Source organism: Agromyces sp. NPDC004153 (assembly GCF_053603635.1).
This window is the reverse complement of the sequence record NZ_JBSGFY010000002.1, coordinates 1097922-1113855: the sequence shown is the minus strand read 5'-3', so window position 1 is coordinate 1113855 and position 15934 is coordinate 1097922. Positions and strand designations below refer to the sequence as shown.

The following is a 15934-nucleotide window of genomic DNA, read 5'->3' as shown; positions in this document are numbered from 1 at the left end:
CACGTGCCGTTCACCTCGGCAGGGTTGGCCGCGGATGCCGCGGGGCCGACAATGCACGAATGGACGATCCCGTCGAGCAGGCAGCCATCCGGAACGTCGTCGAGCGACTCGCCCAGCGGTTCCCGACGCTGGGCCGTGATCGAGTCGAGGCGGTCGTCGACGAGGAGGCGGCACGGCTCGCCGACGGCACGGTGCGCGAATACATCCCCGCCCTCGTCGAGCACGCCGCCGACGAGCGGCTCCGGCTGGAGGGAGACCCCGTCGACCTCGCGGCCGAGGATCCGGGCGGCCCGGTCCTGCAGGACGACGGGTCGGACCTCGACCCGCTCGAGGTCGAGCGGAAGGCCCGCGAGCAGCGGGCGGGATTCCTGTTCGGCGACCCCGGCGGCGGGTCGGTCTGACCCTGCCCCTCGCGGCCCTATCCCGCGGAGTTCGGCCCGTCAAGGGTCACCGCGGCCGGTCGGGCGGCTCCGGCGCGGTCGACCGGATGCGGGCGATGCACGAGATCTTCGAACAGGGCGACGTAGTCGGCCGCCATCCGGGCCGCTGAGAAGCGGGTCTCGGCGGATTCGCGGCACGCCGCGCGATCGAGTTCGCCCACGCTCTGGAGCGCATCCGCGAGATCCCGCGGGGTTCCGCGCACGAACCCCGTGCGGCCCTCCTCCACGATCTCCTGGACGGATCCGCGCGGCGTCGCGACCACGGGACTGCCCGTGGCGAGCGACTCGATCATGACGAGGCCGAAGGGCTCGTCCCACTGGATGGGGTTGAGGAGCGCGCATGACTCGCCCATGAGCGCGTACTTCTCGTCGGCCGACAGCTCGCCGAGGTACTCCGCGTTCGACCCGAGCGCGGGCCGCACGACCTCCTCGAAGTACTCCTCCTCGGCCGGCTCCTGCATCTTCGCGGCGATCCGCAGGGGGATCCCGGCGATGGCCGCGGCCTCGATCGCCTCGGGGATGCCCTTCGACGCGTGCATGCGGCCCACGAAGCAGGCGGTGTCGCCACCGGGCCCGACCGGCACGTCCTCGACGCGGATGCCGTGGTGGATGACGCGCGCGATCGGCACCGGAGCTGCGAGCGACGCCTGGTTGTGCGAGATGGCCACGAACGAGACCTCGGAGGCCGCGGCCAGGTACAGCTCCTGCTCGAGCGGGATGAGCGGTCCGTGCGCCACGGTCGCGACCGGCACGTCGGTCGCGGACTTCGCGATGATCGGCCCTGCGAGCGTGTTGTCGAGGATCACGTCCACGTCGGCGAGGCCGGCGAACGAGCGCAGCAGATGGCGCAGCTCGTGCGCGGTCACGCCCATCGTCTCGGGGTCCGAGGGCTCGAAGCCGTCGAGCCTCGGCACAGGCGAGGTGCTGTCGGCGGATGCCGCGAGCACCACCTCGTGGCCGGCCTCGTCGAGGGCGCGCGCCAGCGTGTCGATGAAGGATTCGATCCCGCCGTACGCCGGAGGCGGGATCGGGATCCAGGGCGGCGCGATGATGCCGATTCTCATGTGTGCTCCCTTCGGGTGGTCACCGGGGCCGATGGGATCGGCTCGCGGTGCAGGGTGACGCCGGGCGGCAGACCGGCGACGGACGTGCCGGACCGCGAGGTGTCCAGCGAGATACGGCGCCCGGCGAACGGGACGTTGCGCAGGTGGATGTCGCCGAACGTCTCCGCCGAGGTCGGGGCGACCCAGACCTCGCCCGTCGGGAGCGACGGGTCGAACCGGAGCGTGGTGCGCAGGAGCGAGAGCGGGGTCGCCGCCGCCCACGCCTGCGGCGAGCACGAGGCGGGGTAGGCGACGGGCTCGGGATAGCGCTCCCGGTCGAATCCGCAGAACAGCTCGGGCAGTCGTCCGCCGAAGTACGACGCCGCCTCGAACAGGCCCGAGACGATGCGATTGGCCTCCTCGACGAACCCGTACCGCATGAGTCCGGCGGCGACGATCGCGTTGTCGTGCGGCCAGACCGAGCCGTTGTGGTAGCTCGCCGGGTTGTACGCGCCCATGTCGGTGGCGAGCGTGCGCACGCCCCACCCGCTGAACATCTCGGGCGAGAGCAGGCGCTCGGCCACGGCCGCGGCCTTGTCGTCGTCGACGATGCCGCTCCACAGGCAGTGCCCCATGTTCGACGTGGCGGCGTCGACGGGTCGCTTGTCGCGATCGAGCGCGACGGCGAACCAGCCGCGGTCGGGGAGCCAGAACGCGTCGTTGAATGCGCGCTTCAGCTCGGTCGCGCGCTCCGTCCATCGCTCGGCGGCCTCGTCGTCGCCGCGGAGCTTCGCCAGCATCCCGCGGGCGAGGAACGCGTCGTAGACATAGCCCTGCACCTCGCACAGCGCGATCGGCGCCTCGGCGAGCGAGCCGTCGGCGAAGTTGATGCCGTCCCACGAGTCCTTCCAGCCCTGGTTCACCAGGCCGTGCTCGTTGAGGCGCGCGTACTCGACGAAGCCGTCGCCGTCGCGGTCGCCGAACCGGTCCACCCACTCGAGTGCGCGATCCGCGGCCGCGAGCAGATCGTCGGCGTCATCGGGGAGTCCGCCCCAGCGGGCGAGCTCGCCGAGCACCACGACAAACAGGGGAGTGGCGTCGATCGTGCCGTAGTAGACCGACCGCCCGCCGAGCGCGAGGTTCGTCGTGGCGCCGAGTCGCACCTCGTGCAGGATGCGTCCGGGCTGCTCCTCCGACGAGGCATCCTCCCGTTCGCCCTGCAGGCCGGCGAGCGTCTGCAGCGTGCCGAGCGCGAGCGCCGGATCGAGAGGGAGGGCCATGAGCGAGGTGAGCAGCGAGTCTCGTCCGAACAGCGCCATGAACCACGGCACGCCCGCGGCGACGACCGGTCGGCCGGGATGGTCGGGATCGAAGATCCGGAGCGCCCCGAGGTCCTCCTGGCTCCGGCGGATGACCCGCTCCATCGCGTCGTCCTCGAGCGTCGAGACCGGGGACCCCGACTGCCACGCCAGGAACCGGCGCGCCGGTTCGGTCAGCGCATCCTCCTCGGTGTCGGGTGCTGCGACGAGGTCGGGCAGCTCGTCGGCGGGCACGACCCGCAGGGTGCGCGACCACTCGCCGCGCGCGTCGAGCACGACGTCGAAGGAGAGACGGTCGCCGACGAGTTCGGCGCCCTCCGCCATTACCAGGAGGCCGTGGTCCTCTGTGTGCGCCGAGCGGATGCGAGAGCGACCCGGTCCTTCGGGCTCGATGCGCTTCGGCCGCCGAGCGCCGCGACCCTCCTTCACCTCGAAGATGTCGGCGAAGTCCGCTTCGATGACGACCTCGACGCGGAAGGCCATCGGGTCGCGCGAGAAGCTGCGCAGGGTGATGGTCTCGAGGAGCCCCGCGCCGATCCGGCGGTCACGCTCGACGATCAACGGGGTGTCGGCGCGACCCGGCACGTGACCGGCCCGTCCGACCATGACGACGCGATACGGATGCGGCGTGATCGAGGAGAGCGGCTCCACCGGCGTGTCGTCGACGAGCAGCGTCAGCTTCGAGACCACGCGCGTGTCGCGGTAGAAGGCCCCGTGCGGGAGCTCGGGCGCCATGTCGCCGTTGGGGCCGGAGACGCAGAAGGACGTCCCCTCCACGATCGTCACCGCGCCCGGCCCTGCCGTGTTCGCGAGCGTGTCCATGTTCCAACCGGTCATCATCACCGCCCTTCGCGGCCGGATCCCATGCGAGCCCACAGGTCATCGAGCCGCCGGGCCGACCGCGTTCCACGCTACGAATCCGGCGGGCGGGATGTCAGGGGATTGACCGCGCCGGAGGCGCTCGCTAGCCTCCGTGGCCGGTCGCGCGGGGGATCCGGACACCCCGAAGGCCCGGTCGCCGATCCGACCGGGGACGGTCTCGAGACTCGCGGCGCCGGTTCAGGCGGCCGGCGAGGTCGCAACGCCGGGCGTCCGCGGACGCGACGGCAGCGCCTCCGTCGGGATCCGGTTCGTGTCGCGGTCGGCGATGGCGGCGCTGAGCGACAGGCCGGCATTGCTGTTGACCGCGACCATCAGCCGGTCGAGCCAGTGCTTGTCGCGCGCGGAACGCGTCGCGGTGTCGAACTCGGCGCGGATGAAGGTGATGTGGGTGATGAACACCCGCTGCTCCTGCCCGGCCTCGTCGGTCCAGCTGAGCAGGACGGGCTCCTGGCGACGGAGTTTCGTGGTGATGACGGTGAAGACGTGGTCGAGGAGGTCGTCATCGATGACGATCGGCCCCACACCGTCGAGGTGCAGTGCTCCCATGGTGGACGTCCGGCTTTCCAGAAACGCGAACCCGCGTGACGCAGCGACCTGCTGCGGATCTCGGATAGTCCGTCCCCACCCCTGACGCTACACACGTACTGGCGGACTCCCCCTTTTGTGGGACGTTTGGTGCGTTCTGCTGTGAGTGACCTTCTGGGGATCCGGCAGGGATGTCGCGGCGGAGATCGCGGAGCGGATGCGGCAGGGTGGTCGCATGGAGTCCCGGCGTGCGATCGCGTGGTCGTGGCGGAACGTCGCCCACGGCGTCATGCTCGCCCTCCCCGCGGTCGTGGCGTCCGTGTTCGATCCGTCGCTCGGACTGCCGCTGGCGGTCGGCGTGCTGCCCGCGGCGGCCCTGGGCCTGCGCAGCACACGACGGCAGCGCGCCCTCGTCAACCTCGTCGGCGTCGTCGCGGGCGCGGCCATCTTCCTCGGGTCGCTCGTCGCGCAGCGGCCGGTGCTCGCCGTGGCCATGGTCTTCCTGCTCTGCGTCGCCGTGGCCGTGATGACCGCCGATCCGTCGCGGCGGCTCGCGCAGCTGATGCTGATGCTCGGGCTGCCGCTGTACGGCGCCGGACTGTCCGAGTCCTCGTGGGCGGCCGGACTCGCAGCGGGGCTCCTCATGGTGGGCGGATCCGTGTACGGCTGGCTCGTCTCGCTGGCGTGGCCGGAGGTGGAGCGCGCGCCCCGTCCCGCGCGGGTCCCCGCATCGCGGACGATGATGCTCGCCTACGGCGTGCAGATCGGGCTGGCGGGCGCCGCCGGCGCCGCGCTCGGATTCGCCTTCGGCGTCGACCACCCCGGCTGGGCGTGCACGGCCGCGCTGCTCGTGAGCCGCCCCGACCGGCGCCAGCTCGATGCGCGCGGCTGGGGGCGCGCGGCATCCGTCGTGCTCGGCGCCGTGGTCGCGTGCACCATCGCCGCGCTGTCGCCGTCGAACCTCGCGATCGCCGTGCTGGTGCTCGCCGCCCTCGCCGTCGGATCGGGCACGTCGGGGAGCCGCTGGTACGTGTTCCCGTTCTTCTCGACGGTGCTCGTGCTCTCGATGCTGCTCCTCGACGAGTCCGAATCCGCCGCGCACTGGTTCCTCGAGCGGGTTGCGCTGACGCTCCTCGGGGTCGCGCTCGCGCTCCTCGCGGCGTGGGTCGTGCCGCCCGTCGCGCAGCGGGCGCTCAGCGCGGCAGCGGATTCGGGCCGGTCGCCGTGACGAGCCGCTGCGGGACCCAGCCGTCGACGTGCTGGATGCCGTCGAACGTCCCGCCCTGCAGCTCGATCACCTCGCGCAGCGGACGGCGGTGGAACTTCACGTGAGTGAAGTCCTCGAACAGGATGTAGTAGGGCTCGTTCCACCGGTTCTGGAACTGCTGGCCGGTCAGGGCCTCCCGGTGCCGGCGGGAGAACTCGTCGACCTCCTCGCCGACGACCACGCCGAAGTGCTCCATGCCCATCTTGTAGACGCGCTGGTGCACGGGCGGGATGAGCTCGATGAGCGGGATCACCTGGCCGTCGAGGACGCGGAGCGGCTCGGCGAGCAGGATCATGGACATCGGCCGGCCGTTCCAGACGCCCTCGGTGTTGGCGACGGCGTGGCGCTCGAGCAGGGTCCGCACGTGCACGTACTGGTCCCACTCGGGCACGCGGTAGGCGAGATGGCCGAGCTCGTAGGGTGCGATGTCGATGCCTCGGGCGAGCAGGCGGTCGCGCTGCTGCGCGGTGAACGCGCGGTAGTCGCCGATGATGTCGCCGACCGGATCGGCCATCCCCGCCTCCCCTCCGCCGCCATCCTACGACCGTGACCGCCACGGCGTAGTCCGCTCCGAGCACCCGCAGCGCGCCACGTGCCGACGGTGGCGGATGCCGGGGCGAGCGTCGATAATCGCCTCGGATCCATCGCGGCGGGCGGAGCGCTGCGCCGGAACGGGGGAGGCGACGTGGGGGAGAGCGGCTTCGAGCATGCGCTCGCGCGGACGGCGGAGGGCCTTCGGGGGATGGGTCGCGGCGACCCCGCGCCGTACCGCTCGTGCTGGGCGAACATCGACGACGTCACGCTGTTCGGCGCCTTCGGTACGATCGAGCGCGGCTACGACGACGTCATGGCGACGCTGGACTGGGTCGCGAGCCGGTTCAGCGACGGCGCACTGGTGCCCGAGTACGACCTCGTGCACGTCGGAGCGGACACGGCGCACACCGTCGGGTTCGAGCGCGGCGTCGTGCGCGTCGACGGCGGAGAGCCTGGCGGGATCACGATCCGCGTGACGCACGTCTACCGTCGCCTCGACGACGAGTGGCGGATCGTGCACCGCCACGGCGACCATCCGCCGGTGCTCGCGCGACCGCCGCGGCTCGACGCGTAGCGCCCGGCCGGCGCGCACCCGCACCCGACGCGCGGGCCTCAGTTCATCCGGTCGAGCCGGCGCAGGATGAGCCCCTCGCGCAGCGCCCACGGCGACACGTCGAGCTCGGGCACGTCGAACGCCTTCATGGCCTCGGAGAGCACGACCGCGCCCGCGACGATCTGGAACGTGCGGTCGGCCGTGATGCCGGGCAGCGCCGGCCGCGCATCGGCGGGGATGCGAGCGAGCCGCGGGATCCAGTCGTCGAGGCCCTTCCGGCGCAGGATGCTCCGCTCCTCCGAGCCGACGCCCTCCTCCGTCCATCCGGCGAGCCGCGCGAGCGACCGGATGGTCTTCGACGAGCCGACGACGTGGTCGGGGGAGGGCAGGTGCCCGAAGTCGGGCAGGGCCGCCCGGAGCACGCTCGCCGCGTGCTCGCGCAGCGCCTGCACCTGCTCGGTTCTGGGCGGATCGTCGGGCAGGAACGCGACGGTCGACCGACCGGCGCCCAGGGGCAGCGACTCGGCGACGTCGGGCACCTCGTCGGCGCCGTTCGCGATCTCGAGCGAGCCGCCGCCGATGTCGAAGAGCAGGATCCGCTCGGCCGACCAGCCGTACCAGCGCCGCACCGCGAGGAACGTGAGCCGTGCCTCGTCGTCGCCCGACAGCACCTGCAGCTCGACGCCGGTCTCGCGCGCGACGCGGGCGAGCACCTCCTCGCCGTTCGCCGCCTCGCGGATGGCGGAGGTCGCGAACGGCAGCAGCTCCTCGATGCCGGCCTCGCGCGCGGCATCCGCCGCACCGCCGACCGCGTCGAGGATGGCTGCGACGCCCTCGTCGCTGATCGCGCCGTCGGGTTCGAGGTACCGCATGAGGCGCAGGACCGCCTTGTGCGAGGCCGTGGGGATGGGGCGGGCACCGGGATGGGCGTCGACGACCAGCAGGTGGACGGTGTTGGATCCGACATCGAGGACACCGAGGCGCATGCCCCGAGCGTAGCGGCGACCGCGTGCGCTGCGCCCGGCTTTCGTGCATACTGGACCGACTGGGACGATCGTCCCACTTCGGTCGGCGATGGAGTCGAGAGGAGCCGCGTGGCCCGCATCCCCGCACCAGAGCGCCGCGCGGCGCTCATCGAGGCGGCCCTGCGCGTCGTCTCCCAGCACGGCATCGCGCAGGCCACCACGCGCGCGATCGTGGCCGAGGCCGACATGTCGCTCGCGAGCTTCCACTACGCGTTCGACTCGCGCGACGAGCTCATCGACGAGCTCATCGCCACCGTGGTCGCCCGCGAGCAGGCCGCGGTCATGCCCGAGGTGGTGCCCGGCCAGGGCCTCCGCGAGATCCTCGAGGCGGGCATCCTGCGCTACTTCGAGCACCTCAGGGCCGATCCCGAGCACGAGCAAGCGATGCTCGAGCTCACCCAGTACGCGCTGCGGTCGCCCGAGCGGCATCCGCTCGCGCTCGCCCAGTACGCGCGCTACGTCGAGCTCGCCGAGCGCTCGCTCGAGCTCGCCGCGAACGTGGCGGATGCCGCGTGGCGCGTGCCCGTGGCCCAGGCGGCCCGCGTGCTCGTGGCGTTCACCGACGGACTCACGCTCACCTGGCTCGTCGAGCGCGACGACGCCGCCGCCCGGGCGGTCGCCGCAGCGGCCGCCGACGCCCTCTCGAGGATGGCCGACCCCCGATGACCCATCTCGACGCGGCATCCGGCACCGTGCCCGCCGCCCCCGCCGCCCTCGGCGAGCCCACCCGCCGGGTCGGCGCCGGCTGGATCGCCGCGTTCGCGACGGCCTGGTTCGGCATCTGGATGGCGCAGCTCACGCCCGTGCAGCTGCTGCTCCCCGCGCAGGTCGACGAGCGCCTGCACCCCGAGGACTGGGTCGACAGCGTCGTCGCGTTCGGCGCGATCTCGGGCGTCGCCGCACTGGCGACGATCATCGCCTACCCGCTCACGGGCGCGCTCTCCGACCGCACCACCTCGCGCTTCGGCCGCCGGCGGCCGTGGATCCTCATCGGCGCGCTCGTGTTCGCGGTCTCCCTCGTCCTGCTCGGGTTCCAGTCCGAGATGTGGGCGATCGGGGCCGCGTGGGTCGCGGCATCCGTCGGCTTCTGCATCATGACGGCCGCGCTCACGGCGACGATCTCGGACCAGGTGCCCGTGAACCAGCGCGGGTTCGTGTCGGGCTGGATGTCGGCGCCGCAGGCCGTCGGCATCATCGTGGGCCTGCTGCTCGTGACGGAGCTCGTCACCGACCGGGTCACGGGCTACGCGCTGCTCGCGGCGATCCTCGTCGTGCTCGCCGTGCCGTTCCTGTTCCGCCACGACGAGCCGCTCACGGCGACCGAGCGCACCCGCGTCACGGCGAAGCACATCATCGCGGGCTTCTGGATCAGCCCCCGCAAGCACCCCGACTTCGGGTGGACCCTGCTGAGCCGCGTGCTCGTCTCGATCGGCAACGCGCTCGGCACGAGCCTGCTGCTCTACTTCCTGATGTTCCAGCTCGACGACGAGCACGCCGAGGAGGACCTCATCCTCCTCACGCTCATCTACATGGTGTTCGTGATCCTCGCCTCGCTCGGCCTCGGCAAGCTCTCCGACCGGCTCGGGCGGCGCAAGGCGTTCGTGTTCATCGCCTCGGGGCTGCAGGGCGTCGCCGCGCTGCTGCTCGCGATCGTGCCCGACCTCTCGGTCGCCATGGTCGCCGCCGGGCTCCTCGGGCTCGGCTACGGGTGCTTCCTCTCGGTCGACCAGGCGCTCGCCACGCAGGTGCTGCCCGACGCCGCGACGCGCGGCAAGGACCTCGGCATCATGAACATCGCCTCGGCGGTGCCGCAGGCGATCGCGCCGCTCATCGGCGCAGCGGCGGTCGTGATGACGGGCTCGTTCGTGCTCGTCTTCGTGCTCTCGGCCGTGTTCGCGTTCGGCGGCGCGCTCGCCGTGGCGCGGGTCAGGAGCGTGCGATGACCGCGTCGCTCGACCTGCGCCTCGACCCCGCGACGACGGATGCCGCGCCCTGGACGGACCCGTCCCAGTACTGGCCCGCACTCACCGCCGCCACCCGGCGACTCGACGCGCCCGTCGGCGCGATCCACCTCGGCGCGCTGCGGCACAACGCGCAGGACATGACCCGCCGCGCCGCGGGCACGCCCATCCGCATCGCCACGAAGTCGGTGCGCGTGCGCAGCGTGATCGAGTCCCTCCTCGCCCAGCCCGGCTACCACGGCGTGCTGGCCTACACGCTCGCCGAGGCGATCTGGCTCGCCGACACGGTCGACGACCTCGTCGTCGGCTACCCCACGGCCGAGCGGGGGAGCATCCGCCGGCTCGCGACCGACGCCGACCTCGCGAGCCGGATCACGCTCATGGTCGACTCGCCGCAGCAGCTCGACCTCGTCGACGCAGTGCTGCCGCCCGCCCGCCGCGAGGAGCTGCGCGTGTGCCTCGAGCTCGACGCGTCGTGGAACGCGCCCCTGCTCGGCCACCTCGGCGTGCGCCGGTCGCCCGTGCACGATCCGTCCGATGCCGGCGCACTCGCGGCGTACATCGCCGAGCGACCGGGCTTCCGCCTCGTCGGCGTCATGTCGTACGAGGCCCAGATCGCCGGCGTCACCAACCGACCGAAGGGCAAGCCGCTCGACGGCGCGATCAACCGCTGGATGCAGTCCCGCTCGATGCCCGAGCTGGTCGAGCGCCGCGCCCGCGCCGTGGCCGCGGTGCGCGAGCACGCCGACCTCAAGTTCGTGAACGGCGGTGGCACGGGCTCGCTCGAGGCGACCTCGGCCGACCCCTCGGTCACCGAGATCGCCGCCGGCTCCGGACTCTTCGGCGGCCACCTCTTCGACGGCTACGCGCACTTCACTCCTGCACCGGCCGCGGCGTTCGCGGTGGACGTGGTGCGCTCGCCGAGCCCTGAGCACGCGACCATCCTCGGCGGCGGCTGGATCGCGTCGGGCCCGCCCGCCGCCGACCGCGTGCCGAGGATCGTCTGGCCCGAAGGCCTCGCGCTGCTCGGGCGCGAGTCGGCCGGCGAGGTGCAGACGCCCGTGACGGGCGCCGCGGCGCGTGCGCTGCGTGCGGGCGACCGGGTGTGGTTCCGGCACACGAAGTCGGGCGAGCTGTCGGAGCACCTGAACGAGTTCGCCGTCGTCGACGGCGACGAGGTGGTCGACACCGTGCCCACCTATCGAGGCGAGGGGAAGGCGTTCCTGTGACGGCGAGTGGAGCGACGTGGCGGAACTGGGCGCGCACCGAGTCGGTGCGGCCCCTGCGGGTGGAGCGGCCGGCCACGGCCGGCGCGGTGCAGCGGGCGGTGACCGCCGCCGCGGCATCCGGCCTGCGCGTCAAGCCGGTCGGGTCGGGCCACAGCTTCACGGGCATCGCGGTCGCGCCCGACGTGCAGCTCGACCTCACCGACCTCTCGGGCGTCGTCGACGCGGATGTCGCGACCGGCCGGGTGACGCTCGCCGCCGGCACCCGACTGCACCAGCTGCCCGAGCTGCTCGCGCCCTACGGCCTCGCGATGCCGAACATGGGCGATGTCGACCGGCAGACCATCTCGGGTGCGACGTCGACCGGCACCCACGGCACGGGACTCGGGTTCGGCGGCCTCGCGACGCAGATCGTCGCCGCGAAACTCGTGACCGGCACCGGGGAGCTGCTGACCGTGAGCGAGGCCGAGCGCCCCGAGCTGCTCCCGGCCGTGCGCCTCGGCCTCGGCGCGCTCGGCGTGCTCGTGGAGGTGACGCTGCAGCTCGTGCCGCGGTTCGTGCTGCAGGCCGTCGAGCGGCCCGAGCCGTTCGGGCTGGTGCTCGACGAGTGGATGGACCGCGTGCGCGGCGACGACCATTTCGAGTTCTACTGGTTCCCGCACACCGACACCGCCCTCACGAAGACGAACACGCGCCTGCCGGGCGACGCGCCGCGCATGCCCCTGGGTCGTGTGCGGCGTTGGGTCGACGACGAGTTCCTGGCGAACGGGCTCTTCAACGCCGGCTGCTACCTCCTTCGGGCTGCGCCGGGTGCGATCCCGCACCTCGCGTGGCTCACCGACAAGCTCTCGGGACATCGCGACTTCACCGACTTCTCGCCGGCCGTCTTCACCACGAACCGCACGGTGCGCTTCCGCGAGATGGAGTACGCGATCCCACTCGAGGCGATCCCCGAGGCGGTCCGTGAGGTGCGCGCCCTCATCGAGCGCAGGGGATGGCGGATCACGTTCCCGATCGAGGTGCGCGCCGCGGCATCCGACGAGAACTGGCTCTCGACGGCGTACGGTCGCGAGACCGGCTACATCGCCGTGCACCGGTACTACCGCGAGGACCCGACCGAGTACTTCGCCGCGGTCGAACAGCTCATGCGCGGCTTCGGCGGTCGCCCGCACTGGGGCAAGATGCACACGCAGTCCGCCGAGACCCTGCGCGAGGTGTACCCGCGGTTCGACGACTTCCTGCGCGTGCGCGACGAGCTCGACCCCGAGCGCCGCTTCGCGAACCCCTACCTCGACCGCGTGCTCGGCACACGGCGAGCGGATGCCGCGGCCGGCGCCGATGCTACGGCGTCCGCCGACGCAGCGTGATCGAGCCGACCACGATCGACCCCACGATCCAGGCGGCGATCGCAAGGATGCGCGCCCAGATCCACTCGGCGTCCTCCGATCCGTCGGCCACGGCCGTCAGCGCGTCGATCGCGTAGCTCAGCGGAAGCCAGTCGCTGATCGCCTCGAGCACCTCGGGCAGCTGGTCGCGCGGGATGAAGATGCCGCCGAGCAGGATCTGCGGGAACACCAGCAGCGGCATGAACTGCACGACCTGGAACTCGGTGCGGGCGAACGCGCTCGCGAGGAGGCCGAACGCCGTGCCGAGCAGTGCGTCGGCGACGGTCACGGCGAACAGCAGCCAGATCGAGCCCTCGATCTCGAGGCCGCACACGAACACCGCGAACGACACCGCGATCGCCGTCTGGAAGACCGCGAGGAACCCGAACGCGAGCGCGTAGCCGAGGATGAAGTCGCCCTTGCCGAGCGGCATCGAGAAGAGCCGCTCGAGCGTGCCGCTGCGCCGCTCGCGAAGGGTCGAGATGCTCGTGACCAGGAACATGACGATGAACGGGAAGAGGGCGATCATCGCAGGACCGATGGTCTGGAACACGTCGGTGTCGGTGAAGATCCACGCGACGAGCCCGATCAGCAGGCTCGGCACCACGAGCAGCAGGCCGACGGTGCGCGGGTCGTGGCGGATCTGGCCGAGCACGCGACCCGCGGTCGAGAAGGTGCGGACGAGGGTCATCGCGTCGCCTCGCTTCCGGAGTCGGCGTCGGAGTCGGCGTCGGTCGTGCGGGCATGCTTCGCGACGTGCACGGGCGCATCCGTCGGTGCCCCGTCGTGCGGCTGCAGGTCGGGTTCGCCGCGACCGATGAGGCGCAGGAACGCCTCCTCGACGTCGTCGGTGCCGGTGAACGCGAGCACGCCCTGCACGGTGTCGTCGGCGAGCAGTTCGCCGTCGCGCATGAGCAGGAGCCGGTCGCAGCGCTTGGCCTCGTCCATCACGTGGCTCGAGACCAGGAGGGTGGCGCCCTCGGCGGCGAGCTCGTGGAAGAGCTGCCACAGCTCGACGCGCAGCACCGGGTCGAGCCCCACCGTGGGCTCGTCGAGCACGAGCACCTCGGGATCGCCGAGCAGGGCGGCAGCAAGCGAGACCCGGCCGCGCTGCCCGCCCGAGAGCGAGCCGGCGAGCCGGCCGGCGACCGAGCCGAGGTCGGTGCGCTCGATGACGCGATCGATGTCGGATGCCGGAGCGCCGAGCACCTTGCGGAAGTACGAGAGGTTCTGGCGCACCGTGAGGTCGTCGTACACGCTCGCCTGCTGCGTGTAGTACGCGACCCGCCGCCGGAGTCCTCGTGAGCCGGCGGCGAGACCGAGCACCTCGATCGTGCCCGACTGCACGACCTGGACGCCCACGATCGAGCGCATGAGCGTGGTCTTGCCGCTGCCGCTCGGCCCGAGGAGGCCCACGATGAGCCCGCGCGGCACCGCGAGGGAGAGGCCCTGCAGCACGGGCGTCTTCGCTCGCTTCACATGCAGGTCGTGCACGACGATCGCGGCCCCGCCGGTCGCGGCATCCGCATTATTCATCATGCGCCGAATTCTTCGCCGGTGCCGGGGTGCTGTCAAGCATCCGAGGGTCGCCCGTGAGGTGGAACTGGATGGCCGGCGCGACGCGCGAGACGATCTCCTCGTCGCTCATCGAGGCGACGGGCTCGAAGGCCAGGATGTGGCGCACCATGATGATGCCGACGACCTGCGATGCGGCGAGCTCCGCGCGCAGCTCGGCGTCCGCGGCGTCGCCGAGCCGGGCGGCCAGCCGCAGCATGATCTCGCGGCGGAGGAACTCGCGCAGCATCCGCGCGACCGGACCCTGGCCGATGACCGAGCGCATCGCGGCGGTCGCCGCCGGACGCACGTTCGGGTTGCCCCAGGCCGCGAGCACCGCGCGCAGGAGGCGTGCCCCGAGCTCGTCGATGGGTCCGTCGAGCGCGCCCTGCACGATGCGATCGGGACGCAGCGGCACGGCGACGACCTCGGCCACGAGCGCGGACTTGTCGTCGAAGTAGTGGTGCACGAGCCGCGGGTCGACGTGCGCGCGGCGGGCGATGGAGCGGATCGACGCCGCCTCGTAGCCGCGCTCGCCGAACTCGGCCGCCGCGGCCGCGAGGATGCGCGCCTTCGTGTCGTCGGGGTTGGCGCCGCGCGGCCGCCCGCGTCGGCGTGGCGCTTCACGCTGCTCCACAGGCTGAGCCTACGCCCGGAGCCGGCCGCCGCTTCCCTTCGAGTCTCATGGGAAGCTCACTGCCGCCGCCTGACCGATCGGTAGGATGATTTCCACACCCCGAAAGTCGCCGCAGCGCTAGGAGTCCGTGCCATGGAATGGCTCATTCCCGTCATCATCGTCGTCGTACTCCTCCTCATCATCGGCATCTACCTGTGGGCCACCTACAACTCCCTCGTGACGCTGAACGTGCGCGTCGACGAGGCGTGGAGCGACATCACGGTGCAGCTCAAGCGGCGAGCCGACCTGATCCCCAACCTCATCGAGGCGGTCAAGGGCTACGCGGCGCACGAGAAGGCGGTCTTCGAGAACGTCACCAAGGCGCGCGCCGAGACGCTGCAGGCGCAAGGGCCGGCCGAGGCGGGTGCCGCCGAGAACCACATGCAGCAGGCGCTGAAGTCGATCTTCGCGGTCGCCGAGGCGTACCCGCAGCTGCAGGCGAGCCAGAACTTCCTGCAGCTGCAGGCCGAGCTGGTCGACACGGAAGACAAGATCCAGGCCTCGCGGCGCTTCTACAACGGCGGCGTGCGCGAGCTCAACACCAAGATCAAGGTCTTCCCGAACACGCTGTTCGTGCGCGGCCTGGGCTTCCACGAGCGCGAGTTCTTCGAGGTCACGGAGCCGGCGGCCATCGCCGAGCCCCCGCGCGTGCAGTTCTAAGGGCCGTCGTTGTACCGGGCGATCGCCAAGAACAAGCGCAACACCGTCTTCATCATCCTGTTCTTCCTCGCCATCATCGGCGGGCTGGGCTGGCTGGCCGCGTGGGTCTACAACGACCTCACGATCGTGATCGTCACGCTGGTCATCGCCACGGCGTACGCGCTGTTCCAGTACTTCACGGCCGACCGGCAGGCGCTCGCCATGTCGGGCGCTGTCGAGCTGCGCAGCAAGGCCGACCACCCGCGACTCTGGCGCACGGTCGAGAACCTCTCCATCACGACCGGCACGCCCATGCCGCGCGTGTTCGTCATCTCCGACCCGGCACCCAACGCGTTCGCCACCGGCCGCGATCCCGAGCACGCCGTCGTCGCGGCGACCACCGGGCTGCTCGAGCTCATGGACGACGCCGAGCTCGAGGGCGTCATGGCGCACGAGCTCGGGCACGTGCGCAACTACGACATCCGCCTCTCGATGATCGTGTTCGGCCTCGTCGTGGCGGTCGGCTTCATCTCCGACATGCTCGTGCGCCTGACGTTCTTCGGGCGCGGCAACAACCAGAACCCGATCCTGCTCGTCTTCGGCCTCATCGCGTTGATCATCGCCCCGCTCGTCGCGAGCCTCGTGCAGCTGGCCGTCTCGCGGCAGCGCGAGTACCTGGCGGATGCCACGGGCGCGATGACCACGCGTCACCCCGATGCCCTGGCGCGCGCCCTCGAGAAGCTCGAGGCCTACGGTCGGCCGATGCAGCGCCAGAACTCGTCGATGGCCCACCTGTGGATCGCGGACCCGCTGAAGCCCGGTGTCATCGACCGCCTGTTCGCCACGCACCCGCCCATCGCCGAGCGCGTCAAGCGGCTCGAGCAGATGGGCGGCGCGTTCTAGGC

17 protein-coding genes are annotated in these 15934 nt (G+C 71.8%); 9 read left to right on the top strand and 8 right to left on the bottom strand.

The window, feature by feature from the left end; all coding sequences use genetic code 11:
- The first annotated feature begins 59 nt into the window (after positions 1-59).
- Entirely contained in the window at positions 60-401 is a 342-nt protein-coding gene (locus ACWEOH_RS19145) for a three-helix bundle dimerization domain-containing protein (RefSeq protein ID WP_452033677.1), read from the top strand.
- A gap of 17 nt (positions 402-418) precedes the next feature.
- On the opposite strand, the gene ACWEOH_RS19140 is transcribed toward ACWEOH_RS19145, so the two are convergent.
- From ACWEOH_RS19140 to ACWEOH_RS19130, 3 genes are all read right to left on the bottom strand, one after another.
- A complete protein-coding gene (locus tag ACWEOH_RS19140) occupies positions 419-1504 on the bottom strand; it encodes a glycosyltransferase (protein WP_452033675.1) in 1086 nt (361 codons plus the stop codon).
- A complete protein-coding gene (locus ACWEOH_RS19135) occupies positions 1501-3639 on the bottom strand; it encodes an amylo-alpha-1,6-glucosidase (RefSeq protein WP_452033673.1) in 2139 nt (712 codons plus the stop codon). The genes ACWEOH_RS19140 and ACWEOH_RS19135 overlap by 4 nt, the downstream gene beginning before the upstream one ends.
- Positions 3640-3861: 222 nt before the next feature.
- On the bottom strand, positions 3862-4230 hold the full coding sequence (locus tag ACWEOH_RS19130; protein ID WP_452033671.1) for a DUF7882 family protein: 369 nt from the start codon (positions 4228-4230) through the stop codon (positions 3862-3864).
- Between the two features lie 214 nt (positions 4231-4444).
- On the opposite strand from ACWEOH_RS19130, the gene ACWEOH_RS19125 reads away from it, so the two are divergent.
- Positions 4445-5437, top strand: a complete 993-nt coding sequence (locus ACWEOH_RS19125; protein WP_452033669.1) for an FUSC family protein — start codon at positions 4445-4447, stop codon at positions 5435-5437.
- Here ACWEOH_RS19125 and ACWEOH_RS19120 read toward each other — a convergent pair.
- Positions 5403-5990: a VOC family protein gene (locus tag ACWEOH_RS19120; protein WP_452033668.1), complete on the bottom strand. Its 588-nt coding sequence runs from the start codon at positions 5988-5990 to the stop codon at positions 5403-5405. The two genes, ACWEOH_RS19125 and ACWEOH_RS19120, sit on opposite strands and share 35 nt — an antisense overlap.
- Before the next feature lie 171 nt (positions 5991-6161).
- Between ACWEOH_RS19120 and ACWEOH_RS19115 the strand changes: the two genes are divergently transcribed.
- Positions 6162-6584: a YybH family protein gene (locus tag ACWEOH_RS19115; protein WP_452033666.1), complete on the top strand. Its 423-nt coding sequence runs from the start codon at positions 6162-6164 to the stop codon at positions 6582-6584.
- 38 nt (positions 6585-6622) lie between these two features.
- Here ACWEOH_RS19115 and ACWEOH_RS19110 read toward each other — a convergent pair whose 3' ends face one another.
- Positions 6623-7549 carry a Ppx/GppA phosphatase family protein gene (locus tag ACWEOH_RS19110; protein ID WP_452033664.1) on the bottom strand — a complete coding sequence of 309 codons (927 nt, stop codon included), beginning with the start codon at positions 7547-7549 and terminating at the stop codon, positions 6623-6625.
- Positions 7550-7657: 108 nt separating this feature from the next.
- On the opposite strand from ACWEOH_RS19110, the gene ACWEOH_RS19105 reads away from it, so the two are divergent.
- From ACWEOH_RS19105 to ACWEOH_RS19090, 4 genes are read left to right on the top strand one after another with little or no spacing between them, the layout of a single operon-like run.
- Positions 7658-8254, top strand: coding sequence for a TetR/AcrR family transcriptional regulator (locus ACWEOH_RS19105; protein ID WP_452033662.1), 597 nt, complete (start codon positions 7658-7660; stop codon positions 8252-8254).
- Positions 8251-9531, top strand: coding sequence for an MFS transporter (locus tag ACWEOH_RS19100; RefSeq protein ID WP_452033660.1), 1281 nt, complete (start codon positions 8251-8253; stop codon positions 9529-9531). Before ACWEOH_RS19105 ends, ACWEOH_RS19100 begins: the two co-directional genes overlap by 4 nt.
- A complete protein-coding gene (locus ACWEOH_RS19095; protein WP_452033658.1) occupies positions 9528-10778 on the top strand; it encodes an alanine racemase in 1251 nt (416 codons plus the stop codon). The genes ACWEOH_RS19100 and ACWEOH_RS19095 overlap by 4 nt, the downstream gene beginning before the upstream one ends.
- The gene (locus ACWEOH_RS19090; RefSeq protein ID WP_452033657.1) at positions 10775-12142 is read left to right on the top strand and encodes a D-arabinono-1,4-lactone oxidase; all 1368 of its coding nucleotides are present in this window, start codon (positions 10775-10777) and stop codon (positions 12140-12142) included. Before ACWEOH_RS19095 ends, ACWEOH_RS19090 begins: the two co-directional genes overlap by 4 nt.
- On the opposite strand, the gene ACWEOH_RS19085 is transcribed toward ACWEOH_RS19090, so the two are convergent.
- The 3 genes from ACWEOH_RS19085 to ACWEOH_RS19075 are packed head-to-tail and all read right to left on the bottom strand — an operon-like array spanning position 12117 to position 14351.
- Positions 12117-12851: an ABC transporter permease gene (locus ACWEOH_RS19085; protein WP_148734400.1), complete on the bottom strand. Its 735-nt coding sequence runs from the start codon at positions 12849-12851 to the stop codon at positions 12117-12119. The two genes, ACWEOH_RS19090 and ACWEOH_RS19085, sit on opposite strands and share 26 nt — an antisense overlap.
- On the bottom strand, positions 12848-13699 hold the full coding sequence (locus ACWEOH_RS19080; RefSeq protein ID WP_452033655.1) for an ABC transporter ATP-binding protein: 852 nt from the start codon (positions 13697-13699) through the stop codon (positions 12848-12850). Before ACWEOH_RS19080 ends, ACWEOH_RS19085 begins: the two co-directional genes overlap by 4 nt.
- Entirely contained in the window at positions 13689-14351 is a 663-nt protein-coding gene (locus ACWEOH_RS19075) for a TetR/AcrR family transcriptional regulator (protein ID WP_452033653.1), read from the bottom strand. The genes ACWEOH_RS19080 and ACWEOH_RS19075 overlap by 11 nt, the downstream gene beginning before the upstream one ends.
- Positions 14352-14483: 132 nt before the next feature.
- On the opposite strand from ACWEOH_RS19075, the gene ACWEOH_RS19070 reads away from it, so the two are divergent.
- Together ACWEOH_RS19070 and ACWEOH_RS19065 are read left to right on the top strand one after the other, a co-directional pair.
- Complete coding sequence (locus tag ACWEOH_RS19070; RefSeq protein ID WP_452033651.1) at positions 14484-15050, top strand: LemA family protein; 567 nt, start codon at positions 14484-14486, stop codon at positions 15048-15050.
- Between the two features lie 9 nt (positions 15051-15059).
- Entirely contained in the window at positions 15060-15932 is an 873-nt protein-coding gene (locus tag ACWEOH_RS19065) for a M48 family metalloprotease (RefSeq protein ID WP_452033649.1), read from the top strand.
- The last annotated feature ends 2 nt before the right edge of the window (positions 15933-15934 follow it).

Excerpts from the sequence above, each read along its gene's own strand:
- ACWEOH_RS19140 (WP_452033675.1), bottom strand. The coding sequence starts at position 1,504 with ATGAGAATCGGCATCATCGCGCCGCCCTGGATCCCGATCCCGCCTCCG.
- ACWEOH_RS19080 (WP_452033655.1), bottom strand. The coding sequence starts at position 13,699 with ATGATGAATAATGCGGATGCCGCGACCGGCGGGGCCGCGATCGTCGTG.
- ACWEOH_RS19120 (WP_452033668.1), bottom strand. The coding sequence starts at position 5,990 with ATGGCCGATCCGGTCGGCGACATCATCGGCGACTACCGCGCGTTCACC.
- ACWEOH_RS19085 (WP_148734400.1), bottom strand. The coding sequence starts at position 12,851 with ATGACCCTCGTCCGCACCTTCTCGACCGCGGGTCGCGTGCTCGGCCAG.
- ACWEOH_RS19135 (WP_452033673.1), bottom strand. The coding sequence starts at position 3,639 with ATGACCGGTTGGAACATGGACACGCTCGCGAACACGGCAGGGCCGGGC.
- ACWEOH_RS19125 (WP_452033669.1), top strand. The coding sequence starts at position 4,445 with ATGGAGTCCCGGCGTGCGATCGCGTGGTCGTGGCGGAACGTCGCCCAC.
- ACWEOH_RS19145 (WP_452033677.1), top strand. The coding sequence starts at position 60 with ATGGACGATCCCGTCGAGCAGGCAGCCATCCGGAACGTCGTCGAGCGA.
- ACWEOH_RS19095 (WP_452033658.1), top strand. The coding sequence starts at position 9,528 with ATGACCGCGTCGCTCGACCTGCGCCTCGACCCCGCGACGACGGATGCC.
- ACWEOH_RS19100 (WP_452033660.1), top strand. The coding sequence starts at position 8,251 with ATGACCCATCTCGACGCGGCATCCGGCACCGTGCCCGCCGCCCCCGCC.
- ACWEOH_RS19110 (WP_452033664.1), bottom strand. The coding sequence starts at position 7,549 with ATGCGCCTCGGTGTCCTCGATGTCGGATCCAACACCGTCCACCTGCTG.
- ACWEOH_RS19070 (WP_452033651.1), top strand. The coding sequence starts at position 14,484 with ATGGAATGGCTCATTCCCGTCATCATCGTCGTCGTACTCCTCCTCATC.
- ACWEOH_RS19130 (WP_452033671.1), bottom strand. The coding sequence starts at position 4,230 with ATGGGAGCACTGCACCTCGACGGTGTGGGGCCGATCGTCATCGATGAC.